Source organism: Pseudomonas sp. B21-031 (assembly GCF_024748985.1).
Classification (GTDB): Bacteria; Pseudomonadota; Gammaproteobacteria; order Pseudomonadales; family Pseudomonadaceae; genus Aquipseudomonas; species Aquipseudomonas kermanshahensis.
Map to the genome: position 1 here is coordinate 304,480 of NZ_CP087181.1, position 22,223 is coordinate 326,702.

Sequence of the window (22,223 nt, forward strand, 5' to 3'; positions counted from 1 at the left end):
TTCCCAAATGAAACCTCGGAGCATCATGAACGACTTCTCTCCCATCAGCCGAGGCGGAAGTCGCCTCAACCCGCTGGCCTTCTTCATTGCCGTGGCCATCAGCGGCGCAGCGATGGCGGCTGACAGCCAGCCCCTGGAGCTGGATGCCACGCAGATCGAAGACAGCGCGCTGGTGCCTGCCGATGAAACCGGCCAGCTAGGGTACACGGTCGAGAGCAGCCGCAGTTCAACCGGCCTCAAGCTGACGCCGCGCCAAACACCGCAGTCGGTGACCACCATTACCCGCCAGCAGATGGACGACCGCGCCATCCACACCATCGAGCAGGCGCTGGAAACCACGCCAGGCGTGACCGCGAGCAAGGCCGAAGTGGGCGGCCGCACCGACTACCGCGCCCGCGGTTATTCCATCACCAACTGGAAGGTCGATGGCCTGCAGTTCCAGGGTGGCTCCGATTTCAGCGGCGGGGGTAATGCGCTGAACATGGACCTGTACGAGCGCATCGATATCGTCCGTGGCGCCAACGGCCTGCTCGGCGGCACCGGCGACCCGTCGGCCACCGTCAACCTGATCCGCAAGGCCCCGACCAAAACCTTCGGCGGCAGCGCCTACGCCACCTACGGCAGCTGGGACAAACGCCGCCTGGGCGCCGACCTGAACCTGCCGCTGTCCGAAGACGGCCGCCTGCGTTCGCGCTTCGTGATGACCCAGCAGGACGCCAACTCGTTCCGCGACAACCAGTCCGAACGCTCCCGCGCCGCGCTGGCCAACTTCGAATTCGACCTCGACGACGCCACCACCCTGGGCGCCGGTTACCAGTACGAATACAACAAAGTCGTTGGCGGCGGCTGGGGCGCGAATATCCCGATCTGGTACGGCGACGGCAGCAAGACCGACCTGCCGCGCAGCACCAACGTAGTGCCGAGTTGGAGCTTTGGCGAGTACACCACCCGCACGGCCTTCGGCTCCCTCGAACACCGCTTCGACAACGACTGGTCGCTGAACCTCAAGGCTGCGCAAAGCACCGCGGAAGCCCTCAACCACCGCGGCCTGGCCAAGGTCAACTCGGCCGGGCGCGGCAGTTTTGGCGGCTACTGGGACCAGGACGGCAGCGGCGCCGTGCTCAACGGCCTGCACAGCTCCAGCGACACCACCCAGCAGTCCGCGCAAATCGACTTGTCCGGCCCGTTCCAGCTGTTTGGCCGCACACACCAAGCGATGGTCGGCTACAACGACAGCCGCACCGTCGCCTGGTCGCCGGAATACACCTGCAACATGGTCAGCGACAGCCAAGTCAGCGCCGCTGCCCTGGGTTGCCAGTTCCGCGCCAACAACGGCTTCCCGCTGACCGACTGGCGCAATGGCGTGGATGACGATTACGACATGCTCGCCTCGCGCACCGGCCGCCACAGCAAGACCACCACCCGCCTGCAAGGCATGTACGCAGCGACCCGCCTGAGCATCACCGACCCACTGTCGGTAATCGTCGGCGTGCGTACCAGCAACTACTCGGCCATTACCCGCAGCAACGCCGGCGTGCGCACCAGCCAGGAAGAAAACGGCATCGTCACCCCCTACCTGGGGGCAATTTACGACCTCAACGACACCTACTCGCTGTACGCCAGCTACACCGACATCTTCACCCCACAAACCGCCGAGACCAGCAGCGGCAGCAAAGTCGAACCCATTCGCGGCCAAAGCTACGAAACCGGCATCAAAGGCGAGTGGTTCGATGGCCGCCTGAATGCCTCGGCCGCGTACTTCCGCACCAAGCAGGAAAACAAAGCCGTGTTGGACGGCGACCTGACCACCCCCACCGGCAACGACGCCTACAAGGCCGGTTCCGGCCAGGAAACCGACGGCATCGACCTGGAAATCGCCGGCGCACTGACCCCCAGCTGGAACGTCTACGCCGGCTACACCTACCTGCACTTCCGCCGCATCGACAGCGACGGCCGCAGCGACCCATCACACCTGTTCAAGGCCTCCACCACCTACCGCCTCTCCGGCCCACTGGACCGCCTGACGCTTGGCGCAGGGGTTACCGCGCAGAGCAACATCCGTGCGGTGTCCAGCCCCGCAGGCCAGCCCACCAATGGCGTAAGCGCAGGCTCGACCGACGTCAACTGGTCGGGGTATGCGATCTGGAATGCCATGGCCAAGTACCAGCTGACGGACGAGACCAGCGTTAGCCTCAATGCCAATAACCTGTTCGACAAGCACTACTACACCCGCTACGGCTTCTATGCCGGGGCAATCTATGGTGACCCCCGCAATCTGTCGCTGACGCTCAGCACGTCATTCTGACGCCCACCCCTGTAGGAGCAGCCTTGTGCTGCGAATGGGCCGCAAAGCGGCCCCTTTCCCACCCCGATCAACTGCATTGCACCCCCGACACCTCATCAATCGGCTTATCCAACCGGTCCTCAAACCTGTCCCAGTCCTCGCCGAACAACTCCACCGGATGCATGGTCCGATCCGCCCCATTGCCACAGGCCAGTGCCTTGGCTGGGCAATAGAGGTCGCAGCCCCAGCAGATGCGCTCGGGGTGGCTGGGGTGGGTGGGGAATTTTTTGGGCATGGTGTTCAGTCCTCGCAGGTGGGGGCTGAGTTCACGCTATGCGGTTTGGTGGTATGGGTTTTGATTGAGATCAAGGTGGGGTTGGGTGTTGCGGTATGGCTTTCAAATTACCGTTTCAATGATGGCACAAACAAAAAAGGCCCACCTTTCGGTGAGCCTTTTTTGATACTGCGTATGGTGCGGCACCAGGAGTCGAATAAATTCATATCTTATTGATAGTGTTGTCATTTATCTATGTTGAATTAGCAGTCTATCTCTAAAACTACCTTTATGATCTAAAATAGATTAGTTAAAAATCATCGAGGTATCTGTTCGTCTATCTCCAGATCCAGTGAGCTCCGGATGTGGACAGATCAATCCAGTAAAAACTTGGGGCCTTTAACCAACCCGTAAGGAACTCTCAAAAAATTTTGTACCGATTCACAGTTTTACTGGCTATGGTTTTTCATGGAATTGGCTTAATGAAGCCTTGCCTTGAATCTTATTTTGAAAATGTTCAGACATCGCTTCTGAAAAAATATTTATTACTCGATCTACGTCGTAGTCTGCGGAATGCTCCAGCAAAACAGCGTCGTGCATTGGCAGTTTTAGTTTTACCTCAGATATTGAACTCAAGCATAGCAGTGCTTTCTTGAATATTAATGAGGCAGTTCCTTGTACAATTTGACTGATAGCAGATCTTTTTTCCTTGCTTGTTAGTTCTCCTTTTCGATCACGTTGCATATAATTGCCAAACGCAGTGCCAATTCTTCCCGTGCGTTGAAATTCTTCGTGGACTAAGACTTTCCAATCTTCGAATGTTTTGAATTGGTCAAAAAATTTCTTAGCGTTTTGGCGATCTGCACCAAAACCCTGCGCTGCAGCAAGGATGTGTTGCCGCTTCATTCCATAGGCATATGAAAGAAATAACCTCTTGGCTTGTTTTCTCTTTCTCTTATCGTCAAATATTTCTTCTGCAGCAATTTCATAGACATCACTACTGTTGTATAACGCTAATAATTTCTCGTCGCCGGAGAGTGCTGCCATTACGCCTGCTTCAAATTGATCGTAGTCTATGTATGACAACTGCTTGTTCGTGTCTGGAATTAAAATGTCTCGATGGTGTTTTGCAAGATTTTGCAACGACGGGTCTTTAAAGTAGATTCTTGAGGTGATAGATCCAAAGCTGTCGACGATCGGATAAATTCGATTTTGGCTCAAGGGAATAGCTGCTAATACTCTACGTGAATTTTGAATTTTCCTTAAGCGAATTAGGTCCACTGCAAAGTTTGATTGCATAGGGACGAAATTTAAAATGTAATCCACGTCTAGACCGGTAAAATCAAACCCTTGGGGCTCTAGGTATTCGATAACGGCTTGGTCGGAAGGAACCTCTAGAGGCATATCGTAGTCGGAAGAAAAATTCTTCAATGCCATATAGAATTCAAACTCTATTTTGTTTTTATGGTGTCTAAGTTTTTCTTCAGAGATAGAAATTCCTTCTGATGCTGATTTTATTAGATAGTCGTTTACGGGACGTTCGATTACCATGAATCTATCCCATTCACCGGCAGTTTCTGCATCTTTTTTTACAACTTCGGAGCATTTCAATAATGCTTCGCCAATTGAAGAAAAAATGGCTTCATCTAAAGGTGCCTTGCGGTTAAAAATTTCTTTATATTTTGCAATAATTTCATCAGAAACAAATGCGGATAGTAGCTGGGATATGTCTTTCTTGTCTCTTGATTCTCTTTCTTTTTTCTTTCCGGAGGTGAGGATTCGAAGTTCTTCAATGTCTGTGATGTTAGATGGTAATTTGTTTGTCGCCCGATAGAGCGATGGGGCAATTAACCATAAGTCATGGCAGACAAGCTCATGTTTTTGATCTACTAAGTCAGATATGGTGACTTCACCTAAAGTACCATCTGACCATAGGAAGGTTCTGTCTTGCCCTTGGTCTGTATAGTCAGCTATAAAAAGTAAGGCTTTTTTTGAGTCAGTCATATGGTGTGATCTCATCATAAAGATCGAGCATGGATATTTTTTCTCGTTCGACCATAGGAATACCATTGGTAAAATATGGCTTGGCTCTGCTGCCGGTCCTTTTAAGTTTAGGGCCTAGCTTAGAAATCAAAGGTTTCAGTTGACTTTGATCAAAGTCACTACAAGCTAATAGAAAATTTCGTTGATGATAATATGGCCAGGTAGACTCAAATTTGGAAATAACATCAATTAAAATTTGTGCCTCATCAACACACCTTAGATAAATAAAAATTGCCGCTACTTCTGGTTGAAGTACGTCAGAATTTATTCTTGTAGTTGCTAGCGATATTAAATTGATATTTTTGTACTTGCGATTTGCTAGAAGTAGCCATAGATGAAAATTTTGCCAAGAGTGAACCGAGCGCTCATGATCACTGAGATGGTTGTAGATATCACTGAGCTCTTGCTCGTTGAGGTCCAGAATCCCAAGAAGTCTGCAGTACTGATCAGTCGAGGCCGCATGGTCCTCAAGTGAGCTAATTAAGAGTGCTTTTAAATCTGTTGCTATGGCTGCATGAATATCAAAAATGCCTGCATCAGTCAGTTTGATCAGTCGGTTTACCGCGAATCGAAACTGCCTGGACTGTGTTTGTTTATCTTCGATGCACTCTTTCAATATTTGAAATATGTACTTTGCTGAACGCGCAATAACCCTTCTGCTTCTTGATCTCCACATGTTGTCGATAGTGATGCTTCGATCGTCAGATGTTGGGAAGAACTCATCAATTTCACTAGAGGTAGAGTCTTGGGTTAAGATTTTTGTTTTTCCAGAGTTTATATTCATTCCAACCTTTCTGAGCTGATTTATAAGCTCAGTCAACGCTTTCTTTGCGACTCTCGTGTTGGGACAAATTACCCTGATGTCGTCCACGTAGCGATAATAATCGTAACCTAATCGCACCATTTCATGGTCAATATCATTTAAGACGACGTTTGCGATGAATGACGATGCGTCGCGGTTTTGAGGTAGTCCGTGACGTTCACTGTATCCCCAGCGCGACAAAAGGTTGCAGAGGGTTTGCACTGCATTCCTAATTAATACTTTGTTTGGGCCGGAAGTTTTTATATTTTCAATTGATCGCTCAAAAGCTGTGCGAATTGTTTCAATTGTAATATTTTCATAGCAATTTATTAGATCGGTTGCTAGTAGTGATTGATTGTTGTTTAGAGCCGTTCTGGTTACACCTTCGAAAGTTTGCCATAAATCAATTCGGCTTTTAAATATATACTTTTCTGTTTTTCTTTCTTTGTTGAATCTGTGGCTTAGTACTCGATGAGATAAAAGTGGATCATAAAACTGTATCAGGAAGGTACAGATTGCTTGATATATAAATCTATCATAGAAGTCAGTTTCTAAAGAGTACCTAATCCCTAGCCCTTTTTTAGGTATGTTGTAAACATTCCGGAAAGAGCCAATATATTGTCCATTCCCTTCATTTAACAACTCATGTAGCACTTCATGAAGTGATTGTTTATTTGAGAGAAGGTCTTTGTGTTGAAGTGTGTCAGTAAACCAGTCATCCCTCATGTCTTGGTTTAAATGTTGTAGGACACTGTCGACGTCGATTGGAAATGCTAAAACTTCTTTTTCATCTTGAGATAAGTCTGCTAAAACGCCGCCTTTTTTTAGTAGCGGGGAAAGAATTGATCGAAGTTCTTGGAGCTTCTTTCGTTCGCGAGAGCTCAGATTGTCTGTATTGAAGGATTCAACCAATAGTTTCAGATTTTTAAGACTATCGTCCTGCTCTGCCAGATGCGGAGTTCCTGCCGCGTCGGACACGAATTGTTCACTCATGTCTCATTCCTCGATCTATCCGGAGTTCAATAGTTTTTATCTATCTCTTGTCTCAAATACCATGCCCTTGGAAGCTAGGTTATCAAAATGCTATCAAGCGTACTATAGCCGTATCGTCTAAGACAGGCACAGAAATATTTTTTGACGAAACAGCATGCATCTAGGTGGTCGCTTGCAGCCTAATTTGCATATGCGAGCCGAGATATTCTGCGATAGACCTGTACTGATTAAATAGGCGGAAGTATGAGTTCTATTGAGATCTCATACATCCGCAACCGATATCATTGGAATAACTTAATTATTTGACTTATAAGTCTTACGGTTTCGATGGCTAATATCATAAGTAATTTTATATTTTCCATTATTTCTTTTCCTTGTTTGGCTTATCTATGAGGTCACCATCTGCACCTATCTCAATCGCACGTTGCAAGAGCAGCTGATAATAGGATGCAGGTATCTGTGACTTAAGTTTTTTCAGTACCAAATATGGGTTATATATGAGGACAAAATTGTAGGGGCCATAAGCACCCTCTTTCGTATCGATAAAGCCCAGCTCTTGAAGGACCTTCATATGCTGCCGCCAAGTCGTCACGTTCCGCTCCCCGGAATATCCCGACTCAATGGCATAAACAGATTCATTCTCAATAGTTAGCATGTTTTCATCCCACACCCTACACCACAGAGCAAAATACGTTTTTCCAGCAGCGACAGATTTTCCGGTATGTTTTTTTGCGAGATCGTCAATCATGTTGGTTATGAGTGAAAGGGTTCTAGGGATCGATGAGTATCCATCATTGACTGTTCGATCCCATAGAAGGCTGGTATCTAGCTCTGGCCATAACTCTCCGCGCATTTTCATTGCATTAAGATGGGCTTTACTTTTTCTCTTTTTTTCTGAGTGGTATTCAACGCCAGTAGAGCAGCAAAATTCTGGTCTAATACACCGGCAGACGTCTGATTGACGACAGTTGAGGGTTGGGCAGCGGCAGGTAGCGCTGGGGTTGGGAGTGAGGGGATAGGGGTATCAGTCATGATGCAATCTCCGAGTTAGTAATCTCAGCTGAAAGCCCGACCGTTCGGGAATCATTCGCTGAAACCAAGAATCGACTAAAAAACGTTATTTATCAAAGACTTAGAACGTGCAATCTGAACCCGATATTGCAGGTATATTCCAATCTGAGTATTGAGTAAGAGTAAGAAAATAGCCACTCAGATTTGAGTTGAAAATTTTTTGTCAGCCAACCTGTTAAAAAACAGGCATTTGCAAGCGTTTCAGTGCTCGCTGGGCTGTGCGTGCTCACCGTGCTGAGTGTGCTCCCGGTGATCGCGGGTTGTAGGGGTTTTGTAGGCGTCCGATTCAGTGCTCCGAAAAAAATACAATGGACGTTTCGGTGCTGGGGATACTCTGTTGAGAGGGCAAGAAGCGGGGGAGGAGGAGGAAAAATCCATGTGGTGGCGTTACTAGTAGCTGGCGATGTTGCGAAAAGCTGGCGAAGAAACCAATTCCTATCGCCCGTCTCTGGTCGGTTGCGGATCCTCGACTGTCATTTGAACTGCCATACCTTTCCTAAGCGAATAGTGAGCAATTTTACGGTCAACAGATAGTAGTAGCGCGTCGACTCAGCGCGCCGATTCACGTGCGTATCAAGAAACCACGCCAGATGCTTTCGTTGCCAGGTCCATGGGTTATCTCGGTGCCAGCGTTCAGAAATGGCTGCTTGAATAGTCCTGGCTTGGCGGGTGTGACGTTCTCGTGTGGCATGCGCTCCAGTCAGCACTCCAGCCAGGAAAAGCTCCATGTCGTAGGGCCTACTCATGCTCGACCACCGATGTACGCCGATACCACGTCGATTCGACCGTGTCCCAGCTCATAGCTGATTTGTATACGTGCCTTTCGATCAAGGCCTGGATCGAGGCGCCTGCACCTGCCGCCATTGATGGGCGCTAGGTGATGTGTGATCTGCTCATAGCGTTCGCACGCATAAGCCGCGCGCAGTTCGTGGAAGCCTTTGAGCTTGTGTGTATGGAGGATATCTCGGGCGGGGCGGACGATTTCCAGTTGGAAATCGAGGTAGCTCTCGTTCGGTGCCAGCAGCTTGCGGCTACCGACGGGAGAGACCTGTTCGGCGTACCTGAGCGCTTCGCGAATATGGTCATCCACCGTGATCCAACGAGGCGCGGTTGCGCCGCCGCGGCCACCTTTGGTGCCGTCCTGGATGTTGATCTTGTAGTAGTATTCGGCTTCACGCTTGAGTCGCGGTAGGTCGGCCAAAATCGCTTCGCGCAGACGCATACCAGTGGCGCGTGCCAATTGTGCGATGGCGGCGGCACGCGGATGCTTTTCGCGGAGCGCCTCGATGACGCGTATCACGTGTTTGTGATCTTGACCTTGAGGATTTGTCGTGCGCACGGTGATGCGCCGCATTCCCAATGCCTTGCTCGGACTTGGCACTTTCACATAGTGATCACCGCGGAGCGCGCCCATGGTCCGGTTGACGCTGGACAATCGGTTTTGTGCAGTGGCGATGCTGAGTTCACCTTGGTCAACTTGCAGGCGCAAATGCCGGGCGTAGTCCAGTAATGTCTGCCGATCAATCTGCCGAGCGTCATTGAATCCTGGACCACCCTCAGATCGACACCACCGTACAAATGCCTGCCACCGATCACTGTGCGCTTTGACCGTCCCGTAATGGCCACCGCCGAACATTTCTTTCAGTGCCTGCGGTCCTGCATAGCTCAATTGCCTACCGTAGCCAAAATTGCGGCCGTCGCGCCTACCCACCAATGCCATGTTGGTCACCTCATCGTTCGCTCTCCGATCCTCGCCCCACGTCATCCCGCCAAGAATGTTGAGTGTTATCAGGGATCAAGGCCCCTGCGACCTGTGGGGAATGTCCTCTTCGCGGGACTGGCGGCTCCTTACGTCCGGGAGCAAGGGCATCTCATGATCTGGCCTCCTGAACACCGTTACCGGTGGGCGGGTGGAGGCAGCACTGGCTGACGAGACCAGCGCCTGAAGATCCTGAGCCATGTGCAAGCAGCAATGCGATGACCGGGGCATACCTGACTGTCAGTCAGGTGCAGTCCATTCCTTGGTCTGCGGCACCATCATCTACAGCGCTGTTGCTGGTGACATCGGCGTTTGTCACGCCGATTGTCACGAGGGGGAATGCCGCAAAGCCTTGTGCGATCAGGGCTGCAGCAGTGGTAGAAGTGCCCGTCTCTTTCCAGAAGAAAGAGACGGGCACAGGTTGGCGCAATATGCGGCCAAGCGGATAGGTTGCTGCAGGGCAGCGAGGTACGGTGCATCTGGCGCACGAGCGCTATATGTGTAAGAGCATCCATCACATGGGTAGTGACCGGGCGAGCTGCCGGATGCGAATCGCCCTTGGGGAGAACCACCGCGGGAGCGGCGTGACCTTTAAGGTTCGGGTCACCTGGGGTGCTGTCATCGAGAGCGCTTGCAACTCCCGGTCTACGCCTGTGGACAATGTTCGTCAAGCAAAGCGATTTCAGGAATTTAGCACCTGTGGATAAAACTATCCCCCGGTGGACATCTCTGGTTTTCCACAGACGTACGCTGTGCCAGCGGTTTTTTTCTTAGGTATGGTCCTTTCAAACGGGGCGGCTTTGCAGCCCCGTTTGAAAGGACCCGCGCGGAGGAGCTTCACGCGGTGCTGTGGGTAACTTCACAGCGAGTTTGAGGTGGTGGTGCGGCGGGTTACTCGGTCCTCTTGGCACTGCGAAGGCGCGTGACGTTCTCGCCCGTCTGTTTGGCAAACTCATGCGGCGTCACATGGTCCTCGCGGTTCGCCTCTAGAAACCGGCTCCACCAGGTCATGATCATCCGGCGCTCTTCAAGGAACTCGGCCTTGTGGGTATAGGCGGCCCGCACGTTGTTGCGTTCCTTGTGGCTCATCTGTCGCTCGATAGCCGTCTCCGACCACAGCCCGGACTCGACCAGCGCACTGCACGCCATGGCCCGGAACCCGTGGCCGCAGATATCCACCTTGGTGTCGTAGCCCATCGTCCTGAGCGCGGCATTCACCGTGTTCTCGGACATCGGTTTCCACGGCTTGGCATCCCCCGCGAACACCAGCTCGAACTTGCCGGTGATCGCGTGGATCTGCTCAAGCAAGGCCACTGCCTGCGGCGATAAGGGTACAACGTGAATGTCCCCGGCCATTTTTGTACCCCTTGTGGAAAACGGCACGCCGTCCAGCGCCGGGCGGGTGTCGGGGATCTCCCAGATGCCGCGCTTGAGGTCGAACTCGTTCCAACGGGCGAAGCGCAGTTCGCTGGAGCGTACGAATACATGCAACGACAGCATCACCGTGAGTCGCGTGAGCGGACGACCCCTGTAGTCCTCGATGCATGCCAATAGCTCTGGGAGTCGCGATAGGGGTAGTGCGGGTCGGTGAGTTACCCGTGGTGTCTTGATCGAGCCATCGAGGTCGTGAGCTGGGTTCGCGGTAATCAGTCGCAGCCGTTTGGCTTCACGCATGATGCTTTGCAGGTAGTTCTTGATCCTGAGCGCCACGTCGATGGTGCCGCGCTTCGTCACGGCTTCCAGTGGCTGCATGAGGTCGTGGGTGTCCAACTCAACGATTGCTCTGGCACCGATCAAAGGGAATACGTGGGTCTTCAATCGGCTAAGTACAGTCTTGGCGTGGCCGGGCGCCCACTTGGGCACCATGCTCGCGTGCCAGTCGAGCGCAACGCTTTCGAAGGTGCGACCGTTGATCACGGCTTGGGTCTTGGTTTGTTGCTTGTACTGGATGGGATCTATGCCGTTGGCGAGCTGCTGCTTGATCTCGAAGCGCTTGCGGCGTGCGTCGCCCAGCCCGACCACCGGGTAGCTGCCGAGGGCGGTCAGGCCTTCGCGGCCATCGGGTTTCACGTACCTGAGCCGCCAGCCTTTGCGGCCGTTGGGTTGCACAAGCAGGTAAAGACCGCCGCCGTCGAAGAGCTTGTACTCGCGCTCTCTGGGCTTTGCCGTGCGACAGGTGGTGTCTGTAAGCGGGGCAGTGGTGCGTGCCATAAGGGTAGTCTCCGATATCGAAACGGACCTCTATCCTTAAAACTACCCTTATTAACGCTGGCTACCCTCGGAATCCGACGGAACGCCAAAACGAAAAAACCCGCCAGAAGGCGGGTTTTTCGGGGGTTCCAGAGATTTTGAAAGCTTTCTATGGAACCTTGAATGGTGCCGGCACCAGGAATCGAACCCGGGACCTACTGATTACAAGTCAGTTGCTCTACCATCTGAGCTATACCGGCAATGGGGCGTCATTATAACGATCGTTTGGCGCCTGTAAACCACTTCCTTGCGATTGTTTGCAAATGAGCTAAGTCACCGGCTTAAAAGAAGATTTTTCCTACCAGCCGCGGTGGATCGTGTTGACGTTTGGCTCGGTTTTGCCGGGGTTGAAAAACAGCTTGTCGTTGTCGCAGCCGCGCTTGCGGCAAGGGGTCTCGGCGCGCAGGGGGAGGCCTCGGTCGCCGCCCAGCTGCATGGCGGGGGTGTCCCAGCCCAGGTTGCTGGAAGGCTGGCTTGGGGTGCCGCCGGCACACGCGGTCAGGGCCATGGCGAGGGTCAACAGGGCAAGGGGCTTGGCTTGGGTCACGATAAGGGTCCGTTGTTCCATTGTCGGCTCTGGCGCAACGCCAGAAGGTCGCAGGGCTGGCGGTCAGCGTGCGACGTGTCTTTTTAATGATTTGGGGGGCGGATGATACACCTTGGAAGGGGAGGCGGTGCGTGACCTGTAAGGCATTTCTGAACCTGAAACCAAATGCTTCGGGGTTGGCCTGCTTCGGACCTATCCTACGCGCGCTGCCGAAGTATCGCTGTTGTCGGGGAAGTGCCTCACGGATACCGTTTTCGGGTCGTTTCGGCGACCGGGTGTGAGAACCCGATTGAGAAATTGGCGGCACTGTAATGGTGGCCGTGCGCGGGCAGACTTCGGTCTGGCCGAGTCTTTTCGCGTTTTTTCTCCTCGGTTTCTCACCCCGCGTACGGCTGCCACCTTCAATCCGTGAGAAAGATCGGGTGGCAGTTCCTTTTTGAGAAAAAATGGAAGTCCGCCATGATCAAAATCGTCCCCGATCCACCCCAGCCCCACATAGAGATCACCACCGCAGGCCTGGAAACCTTCCTCGAAGTCGGCAACCCACCGGTTAACCTGCTGCGCGTACAACCCGGCATCCCCATCGACGACGCCTACGAGCAGGTGTCGATCCTGCTCGGCTATATCAAGCACCTGCTCAGGGAGGGCGATATGGAAGACGACCACAAGCAGTTGGGCGCAGCCGATTACCTGGCGGCGCTGGCCAAGGCTTTGATGAACGATATCGAGCTGGCCAAGAACAAAAACCGTTGACGCATCGGGCCGCTTTGTGGCCCCTGCAGAAAGCACAACAAAAGTTTATGCACAAGTAGCATTGCCAACTTGCGCGAAAGGCATGCCGAACCCATACGCCGCTGGTCTTTGCGCAAATGCCTGTTTTTGCGGGCCTTGAACGGCCTGCAGGAATAAGCCAAACGCTTGAAATAGCGCTTGGATCCAACCATTCATCAAAAGCTTGTGCACAGACTTATCCACAGGTTGTGCTGCGGCTAACGGTCGCGTTCCGCGAGGATGAGCAGGTTGCGCGGCGTGAGTGGATAGTCGCAGAACAAGCCGAGGCGCACGGTATAGCCTTGTTCTTCCATGAACAGGGCGCGGTCGAGCACCAGCCACAGTTCCAGGGGGCGGCGGAACAGGTTGCGCACCCGTTCGAGGTTGCGGACTTCGGCCAGGCGCTGCCAGCCGGCGGCCTCAAGGGCAGCCCAGTCTGGGGTGCCGCTTAGCGGGAGTTGCTTGAGTGCGGCCAGGTCGCGGCAATACGCCTCGAAGGGCTTGTCCAGCCAGGCCACCGGCAGCGAGGGGGTGGGCAGGTAATCATCACACTGGCGCTGTTGGCGTTGCAGCAGGTCGAAGCCCAGGCGACGGGCCATTGAGGTGTCGCGCTGGCGGCGCACGCGGGCGCCGGCGGTGACGGTTTCACTCAATGGCAGGCCGAGGTCGTCCAGCGAAAGCTGTAGGCTGGAGGCTTGGGCGGCTGTGGATAACGGCTGGTAGTGCTGCGCTTCGATGCGGTTGTAGCAGCAGGGGGCCACCGCGACTTGGCGGCAGCCTTGCTGGCTGGCAAGGCGCAGCAGGCGTACGTGCAGGTCGCCGCAAGCGTGCAGGGCGACCACGGTTTTGTCGCTGTCGAGGTGGCGGGCGCTGTCGGGGGCCATCACGTCTTGATGCGCATGGTGCGCGGGCAGATGGTGGTGGTCACTCAGGGCTTGGCCGGCGGCGACGAGTTCGGCGTCGTACTCCAGGCAGGTCAGTTGCTGGCCGGGCTGCAGCAGGCGGCGGCCAAGGTGGCCTTTGCCGGAGCACCAGTCCAGCCAGTGCTGGGGTTGCTCGTTGAAGGCCAGGCGGCGGGTGAAGGCTTCGATCTGCTGCCACTTGCGGCCGGGTACGCCGACGTCGAGGCGGTGGGTGGCGGGCGGCAGGCCGGCGTCGGGGAGTGTATCCAGCGCGCTGAGGTGGTGGGCTTGCTGGGCCAGTTGTGGGAACGGCGCGGGCAGGATCGTTGGGTCGGGCTCGGCGTCGGCATCGGCCAGGGGGGATTGGCGCAGGTGGGCGGCGAGCGCTGGGTGTTGGGCTTCCCATTCCAGGCGCAGGGCGGTGAATGGCCTGGGTTTCCACAGGTGCTGGTGCTCGGTCAGGAACTGGTCTAGGGCCTGGAAGCGGTCGCTTAGCGGGTGGCTGTGGAGGATGGGGGGTGGGGTCATGGTTGTGGTCGGCAGGGTTGGGGCTGCTTTGCAGCCCTTCGCGGGCAAGCCCGCTCCTACAGGGGGGCGCAAGGTTTGCGCCCGGTGGCATTCCTGTGGGAGCTGGCTTGCCCGCGAAGAGGCCAGTAAGGTTTAGCGCCCTTGGCAGGCGTCTACCCGCAACCAGCGCTCCAGCAGTTTGAAGCCTTGCACCAGCACAAACGAGATCAGCAGGTAGAACAACCCGGCGGCAAAGAAGATCTCCACCGGCAGGTAGGTGCGGGCGATGATGGTACGCGCCATGCCGGTCAGTTCCAGCAGGGTGACGGTACTGGCCAGGGCGCTGGCCTTGAGCATCAGGATCACTTCGTTGCTGTAGGCCGGCAGGCCGATCCGGGCAGCGCGCGGCAGCATGATGTAGAACAGCGTCTTACCCCGCGACATACCCAACGCCCGAGCCGCTTCGATCTCACCTTTGGGGATCGACTGCAACGCGCCGCGCAGGATCTCGGCGATGTAGGCGGCGGTGTGCAAGGTCATGGTCAGCACGGTGCACCAGAACGGATCGCGCAGGTAAGGCCACAACGAACTGTTGCGCACGGCGTCGAACTGGGCCAGGCCGTAATAGACCAGGAACAGCTGCACCAGCAGCGGGGTACCGCGGAAGAAGAAGATGTAGCTGAACGGCAGGGCGCGCACGTACCAATGGCGCGACGAGCGGGCGATGCCCAGCGGGATGGCCAGGATCAGCCCGGCAACCACCGCGATGGCCACCAGCTCCAGGGTCAGGGTCGCGCCCTGGGCCAGGCGTGGCAGCCATTTGATGATGACTTCCCAATTCATGATTCAGCCCTCGCAAAGCCGCGAGCGGCGCGTTTTTCCATGAAGTGCATGCCGGTCATGGCGATGACGGTCAAGCCTAGGTAGATGCAGGCCGCGACCATGTAGAAGGTGAACGGCTCTTTGGTCATGGTCACGCCGATCTGCGCGTGGCGCATGATTTCTTCCAGGCCGATGACCGACACCAGCGCGGTGTCTTTCATCAGGATCATGAACAGGTTGCCCAGGCCAGGCAGGGCGATGCGCCACATCTGCGGCAGGATGATCCGCGACAGAATGCGCGCCTTGGACAGGCCCAATGCCAGGCCGGCTTCGCGGTGGCCCTTGGGGATTGCCAGGATGGCGCCACGGAACACTTCGGTGGCGTAGGCGCCGAAGCACAGGCCGAGGGCGATGACGCCGGCGGCGAAGGCACTGAGCTCAAGGCCGGGCATGTTGAGCGCCTGGCCGAGGCTGTTCATCATGCCGACGGTGCCGAAATAAATAAGCAGGACCCAAAGCAGTTCGGGCACACCGCGAACCAAGGTCGAGTAGAAGCCGCCAAGCCATTGCAGTGGCTTGACCGGGGACGTTTTGGCGAGGGCACCGAGCAGGCCCAGGATCAGCCCCAGCAGCAAGGCGCAGAGCGCCAGTTTTACGGTCATCAAGGTGCCAGCCGCAAGGGCCGGACCGAATCCGTGCAGGTCGATATTCATGGGTAGGGTCGTTCTAGGGACCAGCACGCCCAAGGGCGTGCCGGTCGGGGCGAATCAATAGATGCTGAACGGGAAGTACTTGTCGTTGATCTTCTTGTAGGTGCCGTCGGCGACAATTTCCTTCAGTGCGGCATTGAGCTTGTTGCGCAGCTCATCGTCGCCTTTGCGTACGGCGATGCCGACTTTGTCGCTGTCGTTGACCGGCTCACCTTTGAACTCGTAGTTCTTGCCGGCTTCGGACTTCAGCCAGTCGTAGTTGGCGTACTTGTCGGCAAGGATGGCGTCGAGGCGGCCGGAGGTCAGGTCCAGGTAGGCGTTTTCCTGGCCGTCATACAGGTTGACCTTGAATTTGCCGTCCATGCCGCCGTGATCGTCCAGCCAGGTCGCGGCCTGGGTGGCGCGCTGGGTGCCGATGGTCTTGCCTTCGAGCGATTTATCGTCGGTTTTGAAATCGACGTTTTTCGGGGCGATGAACTGCTGCTTGTTCGAGTAGTACGGGTCGGTGAAGTCGACGGCCTGCTTGCGCTCATCGGTGATCGACAGCGACGAGATCAGGAAGTCGAACTTCTTGGCGTTCAACGCCGGGATGATGCCGTCCCAGTCAGAGGTGACCACTTCGCATTCGACTTTCATCTTGGCGCACAGTGCGTCGCCGATGTCTTTGTCAAAGCCGACCACTTGGCCGCTGGCATCCTTGTTGTTGAACGGCGGGTAGGCCGCCTCGATGCCCATTTTGAGTTTATCGGCTGCCATGGCATTTGCCGAGAACACCAGGGTGGCGGCAGCGGCCAGGAGGAATTTCTTATAGGTCTGCATTCGTGTTGCTCCGTTAGCGGTGGCTGGACATGAATTGCTTGCAACGCGCCGAGGTCGGGTTCTCGAAGACCTGCTGCGGCGATCCTTGCTCTTCAACCAGGCCCTGGTGCAGGAAGACGACTTCACTGGACACATGGCGGGCAAAGTTCATCTCGTGCGTGACCAGCAGCATGGTACGGCCTTCTTCGGCCAATGCGCGGATAACGTTTAGCACTTCCTGGACCATTTCCGGATCGAGCGCCGAAGTTGGCTCGTCGAACAGGATGACCTTGGGCTTCATGGCCAGGGTACGGGCAATGGCGGCACGTTGTTGCTGGCCACCGGAAAGTTGCGCGGGGTAGCTGTGGCGCTTGTCGAAAATGCCGACCTTGTTCAGCAAGGCTTCTGCGGCTTCGATGGCTTCGGCCTTGCTTTGGCCGAGCACGCGGCGCGGTGCCTCGATGATGTTGTCGAGGATCGACATGTGCGGCCACAGGTTGAAGTTCTGGAAGACAAAGCCGATCTCGCTGCGCAGGCGGTTGATCTGGCGGTTGTCGGCAGCGATCAGGTCGCCGTTTTTGGCGGCCTTGAGCTTGAGTGATTCACCGGCCACCAGGATTTCGCCCTGGTGCGGGTTTTCGAGCAGGTTGATGCAGCGCAGCAAGGTGGACTTGCCGGAACCGGACGACCCCAGGATGGAGATCACGTCACCGTCGCGTGCGGTCAGCGAAATGCCCTTGAGAATTTCCTGCTCGCCGTAGCGTTTGTGCAGATTGCGGATTTCCAGCGCGGGCGTGGCCTGAGCCATGTGCGGTCCTCATGTGTTCGGGTGCGTTCCCAGCTGTTGGCGGCCTTCCTGGCGTGCGCCAAGCTAGCATAGCGGCATTATGGCGGCCAACAGGGTCGCTAGGGGCTCGGGTCGCTGTCGGGGCAGATTGTCGCATCGCTGCAGTGCAACGTCGCGAGGATGACCGCGAAGGTCTAGCCCAACACCAGAGCCTTGATGAAAAAAGGCGCGATGGTGCCAGCTTTGGCCCGCGCTTGGAAGCGGTTTTGGACCATTCGCGGGTAATCCCCCTCTAGGCCATTGCTGACGCTTGCCAGGCAGGGTTGTACCTGCCGGTTGTACTTTTCTGCATTGCAGCGGTGCACAGGTGTTACCTGGGAGCACCTTTGGTGCATTTGTAAGTGGGTATTTCAGTAATCCGCACCTTGTATGGCGATTTGGCGGCCTTTCGGTCAAGGCATGGCCGAAAGCCCTGCAAGCCGCGCCCTTTACGGTTGCAAGATTTTTCTGACGAATGCATTCAGCCGATGGCTCACTTATTGCCAGTTGGAAACCGCCGATTGCAGCGACGCCTAACTAACCCCAGGCGCGCTTCGTTCCCGTAGTCGGAGTGGTCCACTCCTTACAAAGGTAGTTTTATGAGCGGTAACAATTCCAATGACCTCGCTCAGGGGCTCAAATCGCGGCATGTCACCATGCTGTCCATCGCTGGCGTGATTGGCGCCGGTCTGTTCGTTGGCTCCGGCCACGCCATCGCCGCCGCTGGCCCGGCCGTACTGCTGGCCTACGCCGCCGCCGGTACCTTGGTCGTACTGGTCATGCGCATGCTTGGCGAGATGGCCATTGCTTCACCTGACACCGGTTCCTTCTCTACCTATGCCGATCGCGCCATTGGGCGCTGGGCCGGCTTCACCATTGGCTGGCTGTACTGGTGGTTCTGGGTGCTGGTGATTCCGCTGGAGGCCAACGCGGCCGCCGCCATTTTGCATGCCTGGTTCCCCGCTGTTGATCTGTGGGCCTTCTCCTTGATCATCACACTGGTGCTGACCCTGACCAACCTGTGCAGTGTGAAGAACTACGGCGAATTCGAGTTCTGGTTCGCCTTGCTCAAGGTCCTGGCGATCATTGGCTTCATCGTTGTCGGCTGCGTGGCGATGTTCGGCCTGGCGCCTGGCAGCCAGGTGAGCGGTGTCAGCCACCTGTTCGACACCCAAGGCTTCATGCCCAATGGCCTGGGCGCAGTGCTGGCAGCCATGCTGACCACCATGTTCTCGTTCATGGGTACCGAAATCGTCACCATCGCCGCTGCCGAGTCCAAAGACCCGGGCAAGCAGATCAGCCGCGCGACCAATTCGGTGATCTGGCGTATCTGCCTGTTCTACCTGGTGTCGATCTTCCTGGTCGTGGCGCTGGTACCGTGGAACGATCCGGCCCTGGCTGAGCTGGGCTCTTACCAGACTGTGCTGAGCCGTATCGGTGTGCCGAATGCCAAGTTGATCGTCGACATCGTCGTGCTGGTCGCCGTCACCAGCTGCCTGAACTCGGCGCTGTACACCTCCTCGCGCATGCTGTTCTCCCTGGGCAAGCGTGGCGATGCCCCGGCCATGTCGCAACGCACCACCAAGGCGGGTACGCCGCATGTGGCGGTGTTGATGTCGACCGCGGCAGCGTTCCTGTGCGTGTTCGCCAACTATGTGGCGCCGGCCCAGGTGTTCGAGTTCTTGCTGGCCAGCTCCGGCGCCATTGCGCTGCTGGTGTACCTGGTGATCGCGGTGTCGCAACTGCGCATGCGCAGCCAGCGTGAAGCGCGTGGCGAGAAGATCGACTTCAAGATGTGGCTGTTCCCGGGCCTGACCTGGGCGACCATCGCCTTCATCGTGGCTGTGCTGGTGGTGATGGGGCTGCGTGAAGACCACCGCGCCGAGATCATCGCCACTGCCTTGCTGAGCATTGGAGTGGTGGCGGCCGGGCTGCTGGTGCATCGCAAGCGCGAAGCGGCTGGGCGGGTAGCGCTGGATAACTGATCCGCGTTGCTTTGAATGAAAAGGCCGCGCCCTGTGTAGGGCGCGGCCTTTTTGCATGCTCCTACCCTAGGGCCGGTGATGGCTTCTTTAGCCGAACTGCTTCTGCTGCTGTTGCTGCTTGGCTACAACTTCCGAGGCAGCGATATAAGCCTCCTGGAACTCGTCGCTTTCCAGCCAGGCCATGGTGGTGTCTTCGTCTGCGCCATCCAGCCAGGTGCGGTAGGCATTGAACACCAGCACGATGTAGTCGGTGGCGTGCTCTTCCTTGTGCCCCTTGAGCACCAGGGCCAGCAGCGGGTCGACCAGGAACACCGAGATCATCGCGACCAGGCTGGTTTCCTGTGCCGCCTTCATCTTGTCGAACAGCTCCTTATAGCTGTCCGACTCCATGGCCTTGTTGAACACCTGCTCGATGCTGGCGCTGTCGCCGGCGCTGGCTTTGACCGCCTGGCCACTGCGCACCATGCGGTTTTGCTTGGCCTTGCTGGCGGCGCGTTTGGCGCGTTTCTGTTGCTTGGTCGTGGTGGCCATGGGTGAATCCTTGGGTGTGCCTGAAAAAGTGCGCGTATTGAATCGCACTTGCCCGCGAAACCCAAGCGACATGCGAGGGTCTCAGGCAAGCGGCCGGATGTCCGGCATCTACTCATGAGGAATTCAGGGATGAAAACACCGATCTCGCTTTGCCTGCTGGCAGTGGCGCTGGCCGGCTGCGGCAATATTGCCGCGGTCAAATCGTTCAACACGCCTTATGGCTCACCGACTTCAGGCGATACCGCACGCCTGCGGGTGATTGCCGACGGCATGGTGCGCGCTGTACCAGGCAAGGATTGCGTTGACTGGTACAGCCCCGGCGCCGGGGTGATCGCCGTGCCGAAGGAGGGTTTTGCCGACCGCAATGGCGAAACCCTGGGCATGCCCGCCAGCGCCCCGGTCATGCAGGGCGATGCGGTCAGCGAAGTGCTGGTGCCGGCCGGCAAGCCGTTCACCTTGCACTTTCTCGATGGTGGCCGTAGCAGCTACAACAGCGTGACCAACTGTTTGGGCATGTTCTACTTCGTGCCGCAGAAAGGCGCCGATTACGAAGTGGTGGTGCGCGGTTACAGCGCCTGCGGCGTCAAGCTGCGGCAGCTGGGGGTGGAGCAACCCGTACAGACCACCAAGGCTGAATACTGTAGCGCCATGGCCAACTTCTGATTGCCGCTGTCAGTGGGCGGCGGCGGGCGCTTCATCCTCTTCGAAGTCGCGTGATGCGCGCCCCACCAGCAGCGGGTCTGGGGCGTGCGCTACGGCCAGGTCCTTGCCTGGGTAATCCAGCGAGTGCAGGAAGTGCCGGATGCAGTTGATGCGCGCGCGCTTCTTGTCATCGGACTTGATCACTGTCCAGGGTGCATCGGCGGTGTCGGTATGGAAGAACATCGCTTCTTTGGCGGCGGTGTAGTCGTCCCATTTGTCCAGCGACTTGATGTCGATGGGCGAAAGCTTCCAGTGCTTGAGCGGGTCGTCGCGGCGTGAGATGAAGCGCCGTAGCTGCTCTTCCCGGTTCACCGAGAACCAATACTTGAACAGCAGGATGCCGCTGTTGCACAGCATGCGTTCAAGGTCGGGTGCCTGGCGCATGAACTCCAGGTACTGCAGCGGGCTGCAGAAATCCATCACCTTCTCGACCCCGGCGCGGTTGTACCAGGAGCGGTCGAAGAAGACCATTTCGCCCGCCGTGGGCAAGTGCTGGATATAACGCTGGAAGTACCACTGGCCTTTCTCCTGCTCGGAAGGCTTTTCCAGCGCCACAATCCGTGCGCCACGTGGGTTCAAGTGCTCCATGAAGCGCTTGATGGTGCCCCCTTTGCCCGCCGCGTCGCGCCCTTCGAACAGGATCACCACGCGCTGGCCGGTTTCCTTCGCCCAACTCTGCACTTTAAGCAGTTCGATCTGCAGCGCGTGCTTGGCCTTTTCGTATTCCTGGCGGTGCATGCGGGTGCGGTACGGGTAGCTGGCCGGTAGGCGTGCGCGGGTGCTGTCTTCGTTGCTGCCCTTGGGCGCCCTGGCCACTTCCATGGCTGCCGGTTGCTGGCTGACCTGGGTGATGACGGGGTCGGCGACTGCTTTGATGGCGGTTTTGCGCGGGCGTGCGCGGCGGTTAGGGCTGGTTGGCGTAGCGTTCGGTGTGGCGTTCGAGGTGGATGTGACTAGCAGGGTGGCGTCGTCGCTCATGGAGGTCCTGTCGGTTCTGATGTGCTCTTCCCATGCTAGGGGCGACAGGCTCGGCGCTTATTGATGCGGGTCAATTTACCCGGATAGGTAGGCTCGGCCCCAGCCTCAGGTGGGTGGTTTCCACCTGATACTCAAAGGGCGGGCGCAATAGCCTGATCTGCCCACGCTTAGGTGGGGCTAACAGGAGACTTTCCCATGAAGCATTACTTTCACCTGGTGTTGAGCTGTGTCAGCAACGACGGCACCGGTTACAACGATTGGCTTACCCTGGCCCTGGATGAGTACAAGATCACCGAGGCGGAGTTGGCCAAGGCGGTCGCATCCGTTGATGACGCCAGGGCGCTGCTGAGCATTTCCTATCGGGGGCAGATGACCCCCGAGGAATTCGATAGCCAGGCGTAATGGCTGATTTGTGACGAGGCCCTCTGTGCACTGCGCAGAGGGCTTTTTTTTGGCGGGGTTGCAGGTGGCTGCTGCTAAAATCGCAGACAACAAAAAACCCGCACTAGGCGGGTTTCTTGTTGTCGCTTCGGGTAACTTTGCAACCACCAGAAGCTGAAGGTGGTGCCCAGAGACGGAGTCGAACCGCCGACACGAGGATTTTCAATCCTCTGCTCTACCGACTGAGCTATCTGGGCGACGAGGTGAATTAAATAGATTTCCAGACC

At 56.3% G+C, this 22,223-nt stretch carries 21 protein-coding genes and 2 tRNA genes; 5 read left to right on the top strand and 18 right to left on the bottom strand.

Annotated elements, in window-relative coordinates; translation table 11 throughout:
- Positions 1-7: 7 nt before the first annotated feature.
- Positions 8-2,305: a TonB-dependent siderophore receptor gene (locus LOY53_RS01345; RefSeq protein ID WP_099428087.1), complete on the top strand. Its 2,298-nt coding sequence runs from the start codon at positions 8-10 to the stop codon at positions 2,303-2,305.
- A gap of 67 nt (positions 2,306-2,372) precedes the next feature.
- Here the strand turns inward: LOY53_RS01345 and LOY53_RS01350 are convergent, their stop codons facing one another.
- The 10 genes from LOY53_RS01350 to LOY53_RS01395 form a co-directional block, all read right to left on the bottom strand.
- On the bottom strand, positions 2,373-2,579 hold the full coding sequence (locus tag LOY53_RS01350) for a DUF3079 domain-containing protein (RefSeq protein ID WP_252826434.1): 207 nt from the start codon (positions 2,577-2,579) through the stop codon (positions 2,373-2,375).
- Positions 2,580-3,014: 435 nt separating this feature from the next.
- Complete coding sequence (locus tag LOY53_RS01355; protein ID WP_258703508.1) at positions 3,015-4,562, bottom strand: DNA polymerase; 1,548 nt, start codon at positions 4,560-4,562, stop codon at positions 3,015-3,017.
- On the bottom strand, positions 4,555-6,396 hold the full coding sequence (locus tag LOY53_RS01360; RefSeq protein WP_258703509.1) for an RNA-directed DNA polymerase: 1,842 nt from the start codon (positions 6,394-6,396) through the stop codon (positions 4,555-4,557). Before LOY53_RS01360 ends, LOY53_RS01355 begins: the two co-directional genes overlap by 8 nt.
- Positions 6,397-6,757: 361 nt before the next feature.
- Positions 6,758-7,144, bottom strand: coding sequence for a hypothetical protein (locus tag LOY53_RS01365; RefSeq protein WP_258703510.1), 387 nt, complete (start codon positions 7,142-7,144; stop codon positions 6,758-6,760).
- A gap of 107 nt (positions 7,145-7,251) precedes the next feature.
- The gene (locus LOY53_RS01370; protein WP_258703511.1) at positions 7,252-7,428 is read right to left on the bottom strand and encodes a hypothetical protein; all 177 of its coding nucleotides are present in this window, start codon (positions 7,426-7,428) and stop codon (positions 7,252-7,254) included.
- 512 nt (positions 7,429-7,940) lie between these two features.
- On the bottom strand, positions 7,941-8,213 hold the full coding sequence (locus LOY53_RS01375) for a hypothetical protein (protein ID WP_258703512.1): 273 nt from the start codon (positions 8,211-8,213) through the stop codon (positions 7,941-7,943).
- The gene (locus tag LOY53_RS01380) at positions 8,210-9,187 is read right to left on the bottom strand and encodes an integrase domain-containing protein (RefSeq protein ID WP_258703513.1); all 978 of its coding nucleotides are present in this window, start codon (positions 9,185-9,187) and stop codon (positions 8,210-8,212) included. The genes LOY53_RS01375 and LOY53_RS01380 overlap by 4 nt, the downstream gene beginning before the upstream one ends.
- 930 nt (positions 9,188-10,117) lie before the next feature.
- Positions 10,118-11,437, bottom strand: a complete 1,320-nt coding sequence (locus tag LOY53_RS01385; protein ID WP_258703514.1) for an integrase arm-type DNA-binding domain-containing protein — start codon at positions 11,435-11,437, stop codon at positions 10,118-10,120.
- Between the two features lie 163 nt (positions 11,438-11,600).
- Positions 11,601-11,676 (bottom strand) — tRNA-Thr (locus tag LOY53_RS01390).
- A gap of 98 nt (positions 11,677-11,774) precedes the next feature.
- A complete protein-coding gene (locus tag LOY53_RS01395) occupies positions 11,775-12,023 on the bottom strand; it encodes a hypothetical protein (protein ID WP_238212836.1) in 249 nt (82 codons plus the stop codon).
- Positions 12,024-12,482: 459 nt separating this feature from the next.
- On the opposite strand from LOY53_RS01395, the gene LOY53_RS01400 reads away from it, so the two are divergent.
- Entirely contained in the window at positions 12,483-12,776 is a 294-nt protein-coding gene (locus tag LOY53_RS01400; protein ID WP_033694190.1) for a DUF3077 domain-containing protein, read from the top strand.
- 236 nt (positions 12,777-13,012) lie between these two features.
- Here the strand turns inward: LOY53_RS01400 and LOY53_RS01405 are convergent, their stop codons facing one another.
- The 5 genes from LOY53_RS01405 to LOY53_RS01425 form a co-directional block, all read right to left on the bottom strand.
- Positions 13,013-14,224, bottom strand: coding sequence for an SAM-dependent methyltransferase (locus tag LOY53_RS01405; RefSeq protein WP_258703515.1), 1,212 nt, complete (start codon positions 14,222-14,224; stop codon positions 13,013-13,015).
- Between the two features lie 132 nt (positions 14,225-14,356).
- Positions 14,357-15,046, bottom strand: a complete 690-nt coding sequence (locus LOY53_RS01410; protein WP_027594257.1) for an ABC transporter permease — start codon at positions 15,044-15,046, stop codon at positions 14,357-14,359.
- Entirely contained in the window at positions 15,043-15,738 is a 696-nt protein-coding gene (locus LOY53_RS01415; RefSeq protein WP_258703516.1) for an ABC transporter permease, read from the bottom strand. The genes LOY53_RS01410 and LOY53_RS01415 overlap by 4 nt, the downstream gene beginning before the upstream one ends.
- Positions 15,739-15,792: 54 nt before the next feature.
- Positions 15,793-16,554, bottom strand: coding sequence for an ABC transporter substrate-binding protein (locus tag LOY53_RS01420; protein ID WP_258703517.1), 762 nt, complete (start codon positions 16,552-16,554; stop codon positions 15,793-15,795).
- A gap of 13 nt (positions 16,555-16,567) precedes the next feature.
- Complete coding sequence (locus LOY53_RS01425; RefSeq protein WP_027594260.1) at positions 16,568-17,341, bottom strand: ABC transporter ATP-binding protein; 774 nt, start codon at positions 17,339-17,341, stop codon at positions 16,568-16,570.
- A 617-nt stretch (positions 17,342-17,958) separates the two neighbouring features.
- Between LOY53_RS01425 and gabP the strand changes: the two genes are divergently transcribed.
- Complete coding sequence (gene gabP / locus LOY53_RS01430) at positions 17,959-19,344, top strand: GABA permease (RefSeq protein ID WP_027594261.1); 1,386 nt, start codon at positions 17,959-17,961, stop codon at positions 19,342-19,344.
- A gap of 87 nt (positions 19,345-19,431) precedes the next feature.
- Here the strand turns inward: gabP and LOY53_RS01435 are convergent, their stop codons facing one another.
- Positions 19,432-19,875 (bottom strand): hypothetical protein, encoded by a 444-nt coding sequence (locus LOY53_RS01435; protein ID WP_027594262.1) that lies wholly within the window; start codon positions 19,873-19,875, stop codon positions 19,432-19,434.
- Positions 19,876-20,004: 129 nt separating this feature from the next.
- On the opposite strand from LOY53_RS01435, the gene LOY53_RS01440 reads away from it, so the two are divergent.
- On the top strand, positions 20,005-20,538 hold the full coding sequence (locus LOY53_RS01440; RefSeq protein ID WP_027594263.1) for a hypothetical protein: 534 nt from the start codon (positions 20,005-20,007) through the stop codon (positions 20,536-20,538).
- A gap of 9 nt (positions 20,539-20,547) precedes the next feature.
- Here LOY53_RS01440 and ppk2 read toward each other — a convergent pair whose 3' ends face one another.
- Positions 20,548-21,399 carry a polyphosphate kinase 2 gene (gene ppk2, locus LOY53_RS01445; protein ID WP_252827369.1) on the bottom strand — a complete coding sequence of 284 codons (852 nt, stop codon included), beginning with the start codon at positions 21,397-21,399 and terminating at the stop codon, positions 20,548-20,550.
- 351 nt (positions 21,400-21,750) lie between these two features.
- Between ppk2 and LOY53_RS01450 the strand changes: the two genes are divergently transcribed.
- Complete coding sequence (locus LOY53_RS01450) at positions 21,751-21,957, top strand: hypothetical protein (RefSeq protein WP_085273848.1); 207 nt, start codon at positions 21,751-21,753, stop codon at positions 21,955-21,957.
- A gap of 160 nt (positions 21,958-22,117) precedes the next feature.
- Here the strand turns inward: LOY53_RS01450 and LOY53_RS01455 are convergent.
- Positions 22,118-22,193: transfer RNA gene (locus LOY53_RS01455), tRNA-Phe, on the bottom strand.
- Between the last annotated feature and the right edge of the window lie 30 nt (positions 22,194-22,223).